This window comes from Neobacillus sp. NPDC058068 (assembly GCF_042885335.1).
Lineage (GTDB): Bacteria > Bacillota > Bacilli > Bacillales > Cytobacillaceae > Neobacillus.
Genome location: NZ_JBHVSI010000027.1, coordinates 16,101 through 29,335 on the forward strand (window position 1 = coordinate 16,101; position 13,235 = coordinate 29,335).

General features: G+C 40.6%; 27 protein-coding genes. All 27 read right to left on the bottom strand.

The genetic code is table 11. The features are described 5' to 3' along the window. Nucleotides 1-225: 225 nt before the first annotated feature. Nucleotides 226-615, bottom strand: coding sequence for a 30S ribosomal protein S11 (gene rpsK / locus ACFVSW_RS24395; RefSeq protein ID WP_024027886.1), 390 nt, complete (start codon nucleotides 613-615; stop codon nucleotides 226-228). A 21-nt stretch (nucleotides 616-636) separates the two neighbouring features. After that, entirely contained in the window at nucleotides 637-1,002 is a 366-nt protein-coding gene (rpsM, locus tag ACFVSW_RS24400; protein ID WP_024027887.1) for a 30S ribosomal protein S13, read from the bottom strand. 23 nt (nucleotides 1,003-1,025) lie between these two features. Next, nucleotides 1,026-1,139: a 50S ribosomal protein L36 gene (gene rpmJ / locus ACFVSW_RS24405; RefSeq protein ID WP_000868344.1), complete on the bottom strand. Its 114-nt coding sequence runs from the start codon at nucleotides 1,137-1,139 to the stop codon at nucleotides 1,026-1,028. Nucleotides 1,140-1,176: 37 nt separating this feature from the next. Further along, the gene (gene infA / locus ACFVSW_RS24410; RefSeq protein ID WP_007085268.1) at nucleotides 1,177-1,395 is read right to left on the bottom strand and encodes a translation initiation factor IF-1; all 219 of its coding nucleotides are present in this window, start codon (nucleotides 1,393-1,395) and stop codon (nucleotides 1,177-1,179) included. 264 nt (nucleotides 1,396-1,659) lie between these two features. Further along, nucleotides 1,660-2,310 (bottom strand): adenylate kinase, encoded by a 651-nt coding sequence (locus ACFVSW_RS24415; RefSeq protein WP_387319221.1) that lies wholly within the window; start codon nucleotides 2,308-2,310, stop codon nucleotides 1,660-1,662. Nucleotides 2,311-2,368: 58 nt separating this feature from the next. Continuing rightward, a complete protein-coding gene (secY, locus tag ACFVSW_RS24420) occupies nucleotides 2,369-3,664 on the bottom strand; it encodes a preprotein translocase subunit SecY (RefSeq protein WP_387319222.1) in 1,296 nt (431 codons plus the stop codon). Continuing rightward, nucleotides 3,664-4,104, bottom strand: coding sequence for a 50S ribosomal protein L15 (gene rplO / locus ACFVSW_RS24425; protein WP_024027890.1), 441 nt, complete (start codon nucleotides 4,102-4,104; stop codon nucleotides 3,664-3,666). Before rplO ends, secY begins: the two co-directional genes overlap by 1 nt. Before the next feature lie 32 nt (nucleotides 4,105-4,136). Beyond that, on the bottom strand, nucleotides 4,137-4,316 hold the full coding sequence (gene rpmD / locus ACFVSW_RS24430; protein WP_024027891.1) for a 50S ribosomal protein L30: 180 nt from the start codon (nucleotides 4,314-4,316) through the stop codon (nucleotides 4,137-4,139). 13 nt (nucleotides 4,317-4,329) lie between these two features. Next, nucleotides 4,330-4,830: a 30S ribosomal protein S5 gene (gene rpsE, locus ACFVSW_RS24435; protein ID WP_248736922.1), complete on the bottom strand. Its 501-nt coding sequence runs from the start codon at nucleotides 4,828-4,830 to the stop codon at nucleotides 4,330-4,332. Nucleotides 4,831-4,854: 24 nt separating this feature from the next. Further along, nucleotides 4,855-5,217, bottom strand: a complete 363-nt coding sequence (gene rplR, locus ACFVSW_RS24440; protein WP_024027893.1) for a 50S ribosomal protein L18 — start codon at nucleotides 5,215-5,217, stop codon at nucleotides 4,855-4,857. Nucleotides 5,218-5,250: 33 nt separating this feature from the next. Then, on the bottom strand, nucleotides 5,251-5,787 hold the full coding sequence (rplF, locus tag ACFVSW_RS24445) for a 50S ribosomal protein L6 (RefSeq protein ID WP_387319223.1): 537 nt from the start codon (nucleotides 5,785-5,787) through the stop codon (nucleotides 5,251-5,253). 31 nt (nucleotides 5,788-5,818) lie between these two features. Next, nucleotides 5,819-6,217 (bottom strand): 30S ribosomal protein S8, encoded by a 399-nt coding sequence (rpsH, locus tag ACFVSW_RS24450; RefSeq protein ID WP_024027895.1) that lies wholly within the window; start codon nucleotides 6,215-6,217, stop codon nucleotides 5,819-5,821. A gap of 30 nt (nucleotides 6,218-6,247) precedes the next feature. Further along, nucleotides 6,248-6,433, bottom strand: a complete 186-nt coding sequence (gene rpsN, locus ACFVSW_RS24455; RefSeq protein WP_007085277.1) for a 30S ribosomal protein S14 — start codon at nucleotides 6,431-6,433, stop codon at nucleotides 6,248-6,250. Nucleotides 6,434-6,457: 24 nt separating this feature from the next. Then, nucleotides 6,458-6,997, bottom strand: a complete 540-nt coding sequence (gene rplE, locus ACFVSW_RS24460) for a 50S ribosomal protein L5 (RefSeq protein WP_387319224.1) — start codon at nucleotides 6,995-6,997, stop codon at nucleotides 6,458-6,460. Between the two features lie 27 nt (nucleotides 6,998-7,024). Next, a complete protein-coding gene (gene rplX / locus ACFVSW_RS24465; protein WP_024027897.1) occupies nucleotides 7,025-7,333 on the bottom strand; it encodes a 50S ribosomal protein L24 in 309 nt (102 codons plus the stop codon). 36 nt (nucleotides 7,334-7,369) lie between these two features. Next, nucleotides 7,370-7,738 carry a 50S ribosomal protein L14 gene (rplN, locus tag ACFVSW_RS24470; protein ID WP_024027898.1) on the bottom strand — a complete coding sequence of 123 codons (369 nt, stop codon included), beginning with the start codon at nucleotides 7,736-7,738 and terminating at the stop codon, nucleotides 7,370-7,372. 40 nt (nucleotides 7,739-7,778) lie between these two features. Then, a complete protein-coding gene (gene rpsQ, locus ACFVSW_RS24475) occupies nucleotides 7,779-8,042 on the bottom strand; it encodes a 30S ribosomal protein S17 (RefSeq protein WP_007085281.1) in 264 nt (87 codons plus the stop codon). A gap of 23 nt (nucleotides 8,043-8,065) precedes the next feature. Beyond that, the gene (gene rpmC, locus ACFVSW_RS24480) at nucleotides 8,066-8,266 is read right to left on the bottom strand and encodes a 50S ribosomal protein L29 (protein ID WP_024027899.1); all 201 of its coding nucleotides are present in this window, start codon (nucleotides 8,264-8,266) and stop codon (nucleotides 8,066-8,068) included. Beyond that, nucleotides 8,256-8,690, bottom strand: a complete 435-nt coding sequence (gene rplP / locus ACFVSW_RS24485) for a 50S ribosomal protein L16 (RefSeq protein WP_024027900.1) — start codon at nucleotides 8,688-8,690, stop codon at nucleotides 8,256-8,258. The genes rpmC and rplP overlap by 11 nt, the downstream gene beginning before the upstream one ends. A gap of 2 nt (nucleotides 8,691-8,692) precedes the next feature. Continuing rightward, nucleotides 8,693-9,349, bottom strand: coding sequence for a 30S ribosomal protein S3 (rpsC, locus tag ACFVSW_RS24490; protein WP_024027901.1), 657 nt, complete (start codon nucleotides 9,347-9,349; stop codon nucleotides 8,693-8,695). A 3-nt stretch (nucleotides 9,350-9,352) separates the two neighbouring features. Next, the gene (gene rplV / locus ACFVSW_RS24495) at nucleotides 9,353-9,694 is read right to left on the bottom strand and encodes a 50S ribosomal protein L22 (protein WP_024027902.1); all 342 of its coding nucleotides are present in this window, start codon (nucleotides 9,692-9,694) and stop codon (nucleotides 9,353-9,355) included. 17 nt (nucleotides 9,695-9,711) lie between these two features. Further along, nucleotides 9,712-9,990, bottom strand: a complete 279-nt coding sequence (rpsS, locus tag ACFVSW_RS24500; RefSeq protein ID WP_026565526.1) for a 30S ribosomal protein S19 — start codon at nucleotides 9,988-9,990, stop codon at nucleotides 9,712-9,714. Between the two features lie 60 nt (nucleotides 9,991-10,050). After that, the gene (rplB, locus tag ACFVSW_RS24505) at nucleotides 10,051-10,881 is read right to left on the bottom strand and encodes a 50S ribosomal protein L2 (RefSeq protein ID WP_024027904.1); all 831 of its coding nucleotides are present in this window, start codon (nucleotides 10,879-10,881) and stop codon (nucleotides 10,051-10,053) included. 29 nt (nucleotides 10,882-10,910) lie between these two features. After that, nucleotides 10,911-11,195 carry a 50S ribosomal protein L23 gene (rplW, locus tag ACFVSW_RS24510; protein WP_024027905.1) on the bottom strand — a complete coding sequence of 95 codons (285 nt, stop codon included), beginning with the start codon at nucleotides 11,193-11,195 and terminating at the stop codon, nucleotides 10,911-10,913. Continuing rightward, the gene (rplD, locus tag ACFVSW_RS24515) at nucleotides 11,195-11,818 is read right to left on the bottom strand and encodes a 50S ribosomal protein L4 (protein WP_387319226.1); all 624 of its coding nucleotides are present in this window, start codon (nucleotides 11,816-11,818) and stop codon (nucleotides 11,195-11,197) included. The genes rplW and rplD overlap by 1 nt, the downstream gene beginning before the upstream one ends. A gap of 29 nt (nucleotides 11,819-11,847) precedes the next feature. Next, entirely contained in the window at nucleotides 11,848-12,474 is a 627-nt protein-coding gene (gene rplC, locus ACFVSW_RS24520) for a 50S ribosomal protein L3 (RefSeq protein ID WP_387319227.1), read from the bottom strand. Between the two features lie 39 nt (nucleotides 12,475-12,513). Next, the gene (gene rpsJ / locus ACFVSW_RS24525) at nucleotides 12,514-12,822 is read right to left on the bottom strand and encodes a 30S ribosomal protein S10 (protein ID WP_034676072.1); all 309 of its coding nucleotides are present in this window, start codon (nucleotides 12,820-12,822) and stop codon (nucleotides 12,514-12,516) included. Nucleotides 12,823-13,235 lie beyond the last annotated feature (413 nt).

Sequence of the window (13,235 nt, forward strand, 5' to 3'; positions counted from 1 at the left end):
ACTTGGCATCATCGTTGATCTCAACCGTTTCGATTTTTGGTTTTTCTATTTCGATCATCAAATAACCCTCCTTCAAAACGTCGAAACCTCAATTATTTATAATTAATAATTGAAATTCCCCCATGTATACGTTCCCGTTTTGTGCACAACAACTGGAATAAATTTTCTGGAAAAATAAGTATCATATCCATTATAGACGCATGATACGAGTTCTATACAGAAAAATTAAACACGGCGGCGTTTTGGTGGACGGCATCCGTTATGAGGAACAGGTGTAACGTCTTTGATTGCTGTTACTTCAAGACCAGCAGCTTGAAGAGCACGGATAGCAGCTTCACGTCCTGCGCCAGGTCCTTTAACAGTAACTTCTAAAGTTTTCATGCCGTGTTCAATAGATGTCTTAGCTGCAGTTTCAGCTGCCATTTGAGCTGCGAATGGAGTAGATTTACGAGAACCTCTAAATCCAAGTGCACCAGCACTTGACCATGAAATTGCATTACCATGAACATCAGTGATAGTTACGATTGTATTGTTAAATGTTGAACGGATATGCGCGATACCAGATTCAATATTCTTTTTAACACGACGTTTACGTGTATTCGTTTTACGTGCCATTTAAATAACCTCCTTTGCCGATTACTTCTTCTTGTTCGCAACAGTCTTACGAGGACCTTTGCGTGTACGAGCGTTGTTTTTCGTATTTTGTCCACGAACCGGTAAACCACGACGATGACGTAATCCGCGGTAGCAGCCGATTTCCATTAAACGCTTAATGTTAAGAGAAACTTCACGGCGAAGATCACCTTCAACTTTTAATTTGTCGATGATGTCACGGATTTTGTTTAATTCTTCTTCAGTTAAATCACGCACACGAGTATCTTCAGAAACACCAGCTTCTGCTAAAACTTTTTGTGCGGTATTTTTACCAATACCATAAATGTAAGTTAATGAGATTACTACACGTTTTTCACGTGGAATATCTACACCAGCAATACGTGCCATATTGAAGCGCACCTCCTTCAAAATTAACCTTGTTTTTGTTTATGTTTAGGGTTTTCACAGATAACCATAACTTTTCCGCGTCTACGGATAACTTTGCACTTTTCGCAGATCGGTTTAACAGATGGTCTTACTTTCATTATCCTAACCTCCTTAATGGTACGGAGTGCAAGCTGATTATTTGAAGCGGTAAGTAATTCTTCCGCGTGTTAAGTCATATGGAGAAAGCTCAACAGTCACCTTGTCACCCGGAAGGATTCGAATGAAGTGCATTCGAATTTTACCAGAAACATGAGCTAGCACAGTATGACCATTTTCTAATTCTACCTTAAACATTGCATTTGGCAAAGTTTCAATAACCTTACCTTCAATTTCAATAACATCATCTTTGGCCATCATCTCGTCTCCCTTCTGATCATCATATATAAAGCATTTCTTCTCAGTTGTACTACAATAGCAACCTTATAATATTAACATATTGTTCGTCTTCTGTCCGCAAGTAATTTCTACATTATCAGGAATAACGAATTCCACATGTAAGTCTTGCCCAACTCTCGGTCCTACATACTCAGTACAATAGAAAAGCTTTTGCTTCCACATACTTTTGATTTCTTTTGAAGAGATGTTCGAGAGTCGCTCGCTCGGTTTCACTAATGAGCATTAATGCAAGTCCTCAAGCAATTGCTCGATATCAGCGAATACTTTTTGAATATCCTGCTGACCATCAATCGTGCGGAGGTAGCCTTTTGTTTCATAAAAAGTAAGTAATGGTTCTTGCTGTTTGATATTGACGTCTAAGCGATTTTGAACGGTTTCTGCATTATCATCAGCTCTTTGATAAAGCTCACCGCCACAGCGGTCGCATACACCCTCTTTTGCAGGAGGATTAAATACTAAATGATAAGTCGATCCACATTCTTTACAAATCCGGCGTCCCGTCAAACGGTCCATTAGAATACTCTTGTCTACATTTATATTTATCACATAATTGATTTTTTTATTTAAATCAACTAATAGATTTTCCAATGCTTCTGCTTGAGGTACTGTTCTAGGAAAACCATCTAGTAGGAAGCCTTTTTGACAGTCTTCTTTACTTAATCGTTCCCGTACAATCCCAATCGTAACTTCATCAGGAACAAGTTCACCCTTATCCATAAAGGATTTCGCTTTTATTCCTAGTTCAGTTCCTTCTTTCATCGCTGCACGGAACATATCTCCTGTAGAGATATGAGGGATGCCGTATTGTTCGACGATTCTTTCAGCCTGAGTACCTTTGCCGGCACCTGGAAGGCCCATTAATACTAAATTCACACGTGTTCCCCCTCGTGCTATAAATGGGGTTCAGGGAACCAACGGCCCCCAAAACCTATTACTTAATAAAACCTTTATAATGACGTTTAACTAATTGTGATTCAAGCTGCTTATACGTATCAAGTGCAACCCCGACGACGATCAGCAAGCTTGTTCCTCCGATTTGCGCCGATTGCGGCAAATTCGCTATTTTTATAAAAATAGTCGGAAGGACAGCAATCACTGTTAAGAAGATTGCCCCAACAAAAGTTAAACGGTATAAAACGCGAGTTAAGTATTCCTGCGTGCTCTTTCCTGGACGAATGCCCGGAATATAGCCGCTTTGCTTCTGTAAGTTTTCCGCTGCTTGTTCAGGGTTAACTTGGATAAAAGCATAGAAATAAGTAAACGCGATAATCAGTGCTGCATATAGCGTCATCCCAACAGGATGAGAATAGTCAAGATATTTATTAATCCAAAGTGTTACATCATTTTGTGAAAAAAATGATGCAATTGTCCTTGGTGTTACAATAAACGAAACAGCAAAGATTACAGGAATAACGCCGGCTGCGTTAACCTTTAACGGCATGTGCGTGGATTGACCACCTACCGGATTCCGTCCTGCTACTACGCGTTTTGCATATTGAATTGGAATTTTACGGTTTGCTTGTTGAATGAAAATAACTCCAACGATAATGGCAATAACCGCAAGTGCTATTAGAACTACAGTTACAATACGTAAGAAAAGAGCTTCTCCTGCGTTTTCAAATTGCTGTACAAAGATTTGATTAATGGTACTAGGCATACCAGCAACGATCCCGGCAAAGATGATAATGGAAATTCCATTTCCAACACCTTTTTCAGTAATTTGCTCGCCTAACCACATCAAGAAAGCTGTACCGGCAGTTAAAGTAACTGCAATCAATAAATAAGTACCAATTCCAGTGTTTTGAATCAATTGTCCACCGGCTAAGTTATTAAAACCATAAGACATTCCTAATGCTTGGATAAATCCAAGAACGATCGTGAAATAACGGGTGATTTGAGCAATCTTACGACGCCCTGATTCACCTTGTTTGGACCATTCTGTAAACTTCGGAACGACATCCATTTGCAGAAGCTGAATGATAATCGATGCAGTGATATACGGCATGATACCCATCGCGAAAATGGAGAATTGTTTTAATGCTCCACCGCCAAAGGTATTTAAAATACCGAATACACTAAGCTTATCTTGATTAGCAAGCACTTCTGCATTTACATTCGGTACTGGTATAAATGTACCAAGTCGAAATACGACTAACATTAAAAGGGTGAAAATAATCTTTTTTCTTATATCACCCACGCGCATAAAATTGGAGATTGTCTGGAACATTAGTTCACCTCAGTAGTTCCACCGGCAGCTTCGATTGCTTCCTTAGCAGCAGAGGAGAATTTGTGAGCTTTTACAGTCAACTTTTTCTCTAGCGTTCCATTAGCAAGAATCTTAATTCCTGCTTTTTCGTTACTTACTACGCCTGTTTCGATAAGAAGTTCTGGAGTAACTTCTGTACCGTCTTCAAAGCGATTTAACGTATCAAGATTGACAATGGCAAATTCTTTACGGCTGACATTGGTAAAACCACGTTTTGGTAAACGACGGAATAAAGGAGTTTGACCACCTTCGAAACCTAGTCTTACGCCACCGCCGGAACGAGCATTTTGTCCCTTATGACCTTTACCAGCAGTTTTCCCTTGACCAGAACCGATACCGCGTCCTAATCTTTTACGTTCTTTACGGGAACCTTCGGCAGGTTTTAATTCATGAAGTTTCATATTGGCACCTCCTTATGAAAGAAAACAATCAATTATTGTTCTTTAACTGTTACAAGGTGAGCAACTTTGTTAATCATACCGCGAATCGCAGCGTTATCTTGATGCTCAACTGTTTGATTTAATTTACGTAAACCTAATGCAGTAACTGTTGCACGTTGGTCCTCAGGGCGACCAATTACACTGCGGTTAAGGGTAATTAAAAGTTTCGCCATTTGAATTCCCCCCTTATCCTAACAGTTCTTCTACTGATTTACCACGTAATTTCGCTACGTCTTCAGCACGTTTTAATTGTTTTAACCCTTCAACTGTAGCTCGCACCATGTTGATTGGTGTGTTCGTTCCTAATGATTTAGAAAGGATATCAGCTACCCCTGCTAACTCAAGTACGGCACGAACTGGACCGCCGGCAATAACTCCTGTACCTTCAGAAGCAGGTTTTAGAAGAATTTCACCAGCACCAAAACGACCAATTACTTGGTGAGGAACAGTCGTTCCAACCATTGGCACTTCGACTAAGTTTTTCTTTGCATCTTCGATGGCTTTACGAATCGCATCTGGCACTTCTTGTGCTTTACCAGTACCGAATCCGACATGACCGTTTTTATCCCCGACTACTACTAGAGCAGAGAAACGGAAACGACGTCCACCTTTAACAACTTTCGCAACACGGTTAACTGTAACTACGCGTTCTTCAAGTTCAAGTTTGTTTGGATCAATACGACGCATCTTTTTGTGTCCCTCCTTTGTCTATTAAAATTGTAAGCCGTTTTCGCGGGCAGCGTCAGCTAATACTTGAACACGTCCATGGTATAGGTATCCTCCGCGATCAAAGACAACAGAAGTGATACCTTTTTCTACCGCACGTTTAGCGACTAATTCACCGACCGCTTTTGCTGCTTCAACATTACTAGAAGAATCAAGAGTAAATTCTTTATCTAAAGTAGAAGCACTTGCTAAAGTTACTCCGCTCATATCATCAATCACTTGAGCATAAATATGTTTGTTAGAACGAAACACATTTAGACGCGGACGAGCTGAGGTACCGCTAAGTTTCGCACGAACACGAGCATGTCTTTTCTTGCGAGTAGCGTTTTTATCAAGCTTCGTAATCATTTACGTCACTCCTTTCATTTACCTTATGCGGCATTACTTACCTGTTTTACCTTCTTTACGACGAACGAATTCACCTTCGTAACGAATTCCTTTGCCTTTATACGGCTCTGGAGGACGTACTCCGCGAATATTGGCAGCTAATTCGCCAACACGTTCTTTATCAGTACCTTTAATGGTAATCTTTGTATTGGAAGGTACCTCAATTTCAAGACCGGCTTCAGGTTCAAATTCAACTGGATGTGAGTAACCAACGTTTAAAACAAGCTTGTTCCCTTGCTTTTGCACACGGTACCCAACCCCGATTAACTCTAAGTTTCTTGTAAAGCCAGTGGAAACACCTTCAATCATGTTCGCGATTACCGCACGAGTTGTTCCGTGCAATGCGCGGTGTTCCTTCACGTCAGAAGGACGAGTGATTGTAATAATGTTTTCTTCAATGTTAATTGTAATGTCAGGATTAAAAGAACGAGTTAGTTCGCCTTTAGGTCCTTTAACAGTAACAGTATTGTTGTTTAAAGTAACCGTAACTCCTGCTGGAATTTCAATCGGTTTTTTTCCTATGCGAGACATTTAGTGCACCTCCATTCATTCAGAAACTCTCTTACCAAACGTAAGCTAATACTTCTCCGCCGACTTGTTTTGCACGAGCTTCTTTATCAGTAATAACACCAGTAGATGTTGAGACTAATGCGATACCAAGACCATTTAAAACGCGTGGTACCTCAGTAGATTTAGCGTAAACTCGAAGTCCAGGCTTGCTTATGCGCTTAAGACCAGTAATAACACGTTCGTTATTTGCTCCGTACTTTAAGAAGATACGGATGATACCTTGTTTATTGTCTTCGATAAATTCGACATCACGTACGAAACCCTCGCGCTTTAAAATTTCAGCAATTTCTTTTTTCAAATTAGAAGCAGGCACTTCTAACTTTTCGTGACGCACCATGTTCGCATTACGAATGCGAGTAAGCATATCTGCAATTGGATCTGTCATGACCATTATTTTTACCTCCTTCCCAAACTTCTAGTTTTACCAGCTAGCTTTTTTAACACCAGGAATTTGTCCTTTGTATGCTAATTCACGGAAACAAATACGGCAAAGCTTAAATTTACGGTATACAGAGTGTGGACGTCCGCAACGTTCGCAGCGTGTGTACTCTTGTACTTTGAATTTAGGCGTGCGCTGTTGTTTCGCAATCATTGACTTTTTAGCCACGTTTTCGCCTCCCTTATTTAACGATTACTTTTGGAATGGCATTCCAAATTGAGTTAAAAGTTCACGAGATTCTTCATCAGTGTTAGCAGTCGTTACGATAACGATATCCATACCACGAACTTTGCTTACTTTATCGTAATCAATTTCAGGGAAGATTAATTGTTCTTTAATTCCCAATGTATAGTTGCCGCGACCATCGAATGCTTTTTTAGAAACACCACGGAAGTCACGAACACGGGGTAAAGAAACGGAAACTAATTTATCCAAGAATTGGTACATGCGCTCACCGCGAAGTGTAACTTTTGCACCGATTGGCATACCTTCACGAAGACGGAAGCCAGCAATTGATTTTTTCGCACGTGTTACGACAGGTTTTTGACCTGTAATGGTTGCAAGCTCTTCCACTGCATTATCAAGTGATTTTGCATTTGCAACAGCGTCACCAACGCCCATATTAATAACAATCTTATCAAGTTTTGGAACTTGCATAACTGATTTATAGTTGAACTTGCTCATAAGAGCAGGTGTCACTTCTTTAACAAACTTTTCTTTTAGGCGGTTCACTTATTGTACCTCCCTTCTTAATTTTAACTATTTATCTAAAACTACACCGGATTTTGCTACACGTACTTTTTTGCCATCAACCGTTTTGGAACCTACACGGGTAGGGTTACCTGATTTAGGATCGATAGGCATAACATTTGATACATGGATTGGAGCCTCAAAGCTGATAATTCCGCCTTGTGGGTTCACTTGAGAAGGTTTCGAGTGTTTCTTAACGATGTTTACACCTTCGACAAGAACACGGGATTCTTTAGGATAAGCAGCGAGGATTACACCTGTTTTGCCTTTATCCTTACCAGAGATCACTCTGACCTTATCACCTTTTTTAACATGCATCCGTAAGCACCTCCTTAAAGGCAATTTGGATTTAAATTATAATACTTCTGGAGCTAAAGATACGATTTTCATAAAGTTGTTGTCGCGAAGTTCGCGGGCAACTGGTCCAAAGATACGCGTTCCACGTGGGCCTTTATCATCTTTGATAATGACACATGCGTTTTCATCGAAACGAATGTATGAACCATCAGGGCGGCGGGCACCGCTCTTTGTACGAACAATAACAGCCTTAACAACGTCACCTTTTTTAACAACGCCACCAGGTGTTGCTTGTTTCACGGTACAAACGATCACATCACCGATATTAGCGGTTTTGCGGCCAGAACCACCAAGAACTTTAATCGTAAGTACTTCACGAGCACCAGAGTTGTCAGCAACTTTTAAACGTGATTCTTGTTGAATCATGTGTGTAACCTCCCTTCGGAATGTTGCGTAATCCGAACAATTAAATAATAACTGCTTTTTCTACTACTTCAACTAAACGGAAGCGTTTAGTAGCTGAAAGCGGACGAGTTTCCATGATGCGTACTACATCACCAATTTTTGCCTCGTTTTGCTCATCATGAGCTTTAAACTTTTTAGAGTACTTAACGCGTTTACCGTATAATGGATGCTTTTTGTGTGTTTCGACTAAAACAGTAACGGTTTTATCCATCTTGTCAGAAACAACGCGTCCAGTGTAAACTTTGCGCTGGTTGCGTTCACTCATATTCGTGAACCTCCTCTCAATGATTACTTGTTAAAGCTGATTTCTCTTTCGCGAACAACTGTTTTCATACGAGCAATCGATTTACGTACTTCACGAATACGAGCTGTGTTTTCAAGTTGTCCTGTCGCCAATTGAAAGCGAAGGTTGAAAAGTTCTTCTTTTAAAGATTTTACTTTTTGTTCAATTTCAGCAGTGGTAAGGTCACGCAGTTCATTAGCTTTCACTTGATTCACCACCAATTTCTTCTCGTTTTACAAACTTACATTTAACTGGAAGTTTGTGCATTGCTAGTCGAAGTGCTTCACGTGCGATTTCTTCAGAAACGCCAGCGATTTCGAACATGATTTTTCCAGGCTTAACAACAGCTACCCAGCCTTCAGGTGCCCCTTTACCGGAACCCATCCGCACTTCTAACGGTTTAGCAGTGTAAGGCTTATGTGGGAAGATTTTAATCCATACTTTACCGCCACGTTTCATGTAACGTGTCATCGCAATACGGGCAGCTTCGATTTGACGGTTTGTAATCCATGAAGCTTCAGTAGCTTGGAGACCGAATTCACCGAAAGTTACTTCAGTGCCGCCTTTTGCGTTACCACGCATTTTACCACGGTGTTGACGGCGATATTTTACGCGTTTTGGCAATAACATGATTATTTGCCTCCTTCCGCATTTTTCTTCTTAGTAGGAAGGACTTCGCCCTTATAGATCCATACTTTAACGCCTAACTTACCATAAGTAGTATCAGCTTCAGCTGTAGCATAGTCGATATCAGCGCGAAGTGTATGAAGTGGAACTGTTCCTTCGCTGTAGTGTTCAGCACGTGCAATATCAGCACCGCCAAGACGACCAGATACTTGTGTTTTAATACCTTTTGCGCCAGCACGCATTGCACGTTGAATTACTTGCTTTTGTGCACGACGGAAAGATACACGGTTTTCTAATTGACGAGCAATATTTTCAGCAACTAATTTCGCATCAACATCAGCTCTCTTGATTTCAAGAATGTTGATATGAACTCGTTTGCCAGTTAATGAGTTTAATGCTTTACGAAGTGCTTCCACTTCCGTACCGCCTTTACCGATAACCATACCAGGCTTAGCTGTATGGACTGTTACGTTCACACGGTTTGCAGCACGTTCGATTTCTACTTTAGAAACAGAAGCATCTTTTAAACGCTTCGTGATATATTCACGAATTTTAAGGTCTTCGTGTAAAAGAGTAGCGAAGTCTTTGCCTGCGTACCACTTAGATTCCCAATCACGAATGATTCCAATACGCAAACCGACAGGATTTACTTTTTGACCCACAGCTTATCCCTCCTTCTTTTCTGATAATACGATTGTGATGTGGCTTGTGCGTTTGTTAATTTGGCTTGCACGGCCCATAGCGCGAGGACGGAAACGTTTTAAGGTTGGTCCTTCGTCAACAAATGCTTGCTCAACAACTAGATTGTTTACGTCCATTTCATAGTTGTGCTCGGCATTTGCCATAGCTGATTTTAAAACTTTTTCCACGATTGGAGAAGCAGCCTTAGGAGTGAGATTTAAAATCGCCACCGCTTCACCAACTTGCTTACCTCGGATTAAATCAACGACTAAACGTGCTTTACGAGGAGCAATACGAACTGTTCTTGCAACAGCTTTAGCTTGCATTTGGATGCCCTCCTCTCTTAACGTCTTGTTTTCTTGTCATCATTACCATGGCCTTTGTAAGCACGAGTTGGAGCAAATTCTCCAAGCTTGTGTCCTACCATGTCTTCAGTTACATATACAGGCACATGTTTACGACCATCATAAACTGCGATTGTGTGGCCGATAAATTGTGGGAAAATCGTTGAACGGCGTGACCAAGTTTTAATAACTTGTTTACTTTCCGTTTCATTTAACTTTTCGACTTTAACCATTAAATGATCATCAACAAATGGTCCTTTTTTTAAGCTGCGACCCATGAAGGAACCTCCCTTCGTGACTGTTCTACGGCTCTATCCTTGAACCGTAGCAGAGTCCCGTTATTTTTTACGACGACGTACAATAAATTTATCTGATTTATTCTTTTTCTTACGAGTCTTGTATCCAAGAGTTGGTTTGCCCCATGGAGACATTGGTGACTTACGTCCGATTGGTGAACGTCCTTCACCACCACCGTGTGGGTGATCGTTAGGGTTCATAACAGATCCACGAACAGTTGGGCGCTTGCCTAACCAGCGTGAACGTCCTGCTTTACCAATTTTAATAAGTTCATGTTGTTCGTTTCCAACTTGACCGATAGATGCACGGCACTCAGCAAGAATCATACGAACTTCACCAGAAGTTAAACGTACTAGTACGTATTTACCTTCTTTACCAAGTACTTGTGCGCTTGTTCCAGCAGAACGAACTAACTGGCCGCCTTTTCCTGGTTTTAATTCGATGTTGTGTACTACTGTACCAACTGGGATATTTACTAATGGAAGGGAGTTACCCACTTTAATATCAGCCTCAGGGCCTGACATTACTTCCATGCCAACTACTAGGTTTTTCGGAGCTAAGATATAACGCTTTTCTCCATCCACGTAATTAATTAATGCAATGTTTGCAGATCTGTTTGGATCGTACTCGATAGTGGCAACGCGTCCTGGAATGCCATCTTTGTTACGTTTAAAATCGATTAAACGATATTGACGCTTGTGGCCGCCACCTTGATGACGAACAGTTAACTTACCTTGGTTATTACGGCCGCCTTTTCTTGTTAGCGGTGCTAAAAGAGATTTCTCTGGAGTACTAGTTGTGATTTCAGCAAAATCAGAAGTAGTCATTCCGCGACGACCATTGGAGGTAGGTTTGTACTTTTTAATCGCCATTTTATTTCCCTCCTCTTCTTGTTAGGTTCTTATGCTTCAAAGAATTCAATTTCTTTGCTATCAGCAGTTAATTTTACAATTGCTTTACGGCGTTTGTTTGTGTATCCGCCAAATTTACCCATACGCTTGAATTTCCCTTTATAGTTCATGATGTTAACCTTCTCAACATCAACACCAAAGATTACTTCAACAGCATCTTTAACTTGTGTTTTGTTAGCTCTAACATCAACTTCAAACGTATATTTCTTTTCAGCCATTAGGTCAGTAGAACGCTCAGTAATAACGGGGCGCTTAATGATATCGCGTGCATCCATTATGCAAGCACCTCCTCTACTTTTTCAACCGCTGCTTTAGTCATGATTAATTTATCATGATTGACAACGTCCAATACGTTGATTCCATCAGCTGTTACAACTGTTACACCAGGGATGTTACGAGCAGATAATGCTACGTTTTCATCTAAGTCAGCAGTAACGATAAGTGCCTTTTTCTCTACAGAAAGGCCGCCTAATACTGTTTTGAAATCTTTTGTTTTTGGTGCTTCGAAAGCTAAGCTTTCTAATACCAGGATGTTTTCTTCTAATACTTTAGAAGATAATGCAGATTTGATCGCTAAGCGACGAACCTTTTTCGGTAATTTATAGCTGTAGCTGCGTGGTGTTGGTCCAAATACTGTACCACCTCCGCGCCATTGTGGAGAACGAATTGACCCTTGACGAGCACGGCCAGTTCCCTTTTGACGCCATGGCTTACGACCACCGCCGCGTACTTCAGAACGAATTTTAGTTTTATGAGTTCCTTGACGTAATGAAGCGCGTTGCATAACAATTGCTTCAAATAATACGTGTTGGTTAGGCTCAATCCCAAAAACAGATTCATTAAGCTCGATATCACCAACTTGTGATCCGCTTTGGTTTAATAATGCTACTTTAGGCATTCCTTTGTTCCTCCTTTCTTAAAAGGTAATTATGCTTTTACCGCACCTTTAATTTTAAGTAATGCTTTTCTAGCTCCTGGAACGTTACCTTTGATTAAAAGTAAGTTACGCTCAGCATCAACCTTTACAATTTCAAGGTTTTGAACTGTAACTTGGTCTCCACCCATACGTCCTGGTAAAAGTTTACCTTTGAATACGCGGTTTGGAGCAACAGGTCCCATTGAACCAGGGCGACGATGATAACGTGAACCGTGAGCCATCGGGCCGCGGGATTGTCCGTGGCGTTTAATAACACCTTGGAAACCTTTACCCTTTGAGATTCCTGTTACATCTACGATATCGCCTGCAGCGAAAATATCAACTTTGACTTCTTGACCAACTTCATATGCTGCTAAGTCGTCTCCGCGGAATTCGCGAATGAAGCGCTTAGGAGCAGTGTTTGCTTTCGCAACATGGCCCTTTTCTGGTTTGTTAGATAACTTTTCACGTTTGTCTTCAAAACCAACTTGAACAGCTGTGTATCCATCGCTATCAACTGATTTCTTTTGAAGGATTACGTTTGGAGCTACCTCAACTACAGTTACAGGAATTAAGTTGCCGTTTTCTGCAAACACTTGAGTCATACCAATCTTTCTTCCTAAGATTCCTTTGGTCATTTAAGTCACACCTCCTGAATAATTTTTCTTTTATTTAGATTAAAGCTTAATTTCGATATCAACACCTGATGGTAAATCTAAACGCATTAACGCATCAACTGTTTGTGGTGTTGGGTTAACGATGTCGATTAGACGTTTATGTGTCCGCATTTCGAATTGCTCACGTGAATCTTTGTACTTATGAACCGCACGAAGAATCGTATAAATGCTCTTTTCCGTTGGAAGTGGAATCGGTCCTGAAACGGCCGCACCTGAACGTTTTGCTGTTTCTACGATTTTTTCTGCTGATTGATCAAGGATTCTGTGATCATACGCTTTTAAACGGATACGAATTTTTTGTTTTGCCATTATTTTCCCTCCTTTATTCGCCTATTTTTCAAATAGACATTCTCAGTGAAAATTTCCCACACACTCGCCATGGCAAAGCGGCCGGGTGTGTCAGCAACCTTTCACATCATCGCAGTCAAAGACCAACATTGTCTATTATACATAAAACATAAAGCAAACGCAACATTAATTACGAATTTTTTTAGGCTTCTCTGCTGAACACTTTTCCTATTATATAGACTGCATTAATTTTTTTCAATAGCTTTTGATTATCTCCAATAATCTCCTAATTATATATGAGGATTTAATGAGGAAACATTATATATAGAAGGAACTCAGTCTTTATTTTTAAAAAACAAGGCTGTGTTAAGGAACATTGTTGATTACGAGCACAATGTTGATTGGAGTGGAAGGCGCGAGACTCCTGCGGGAGC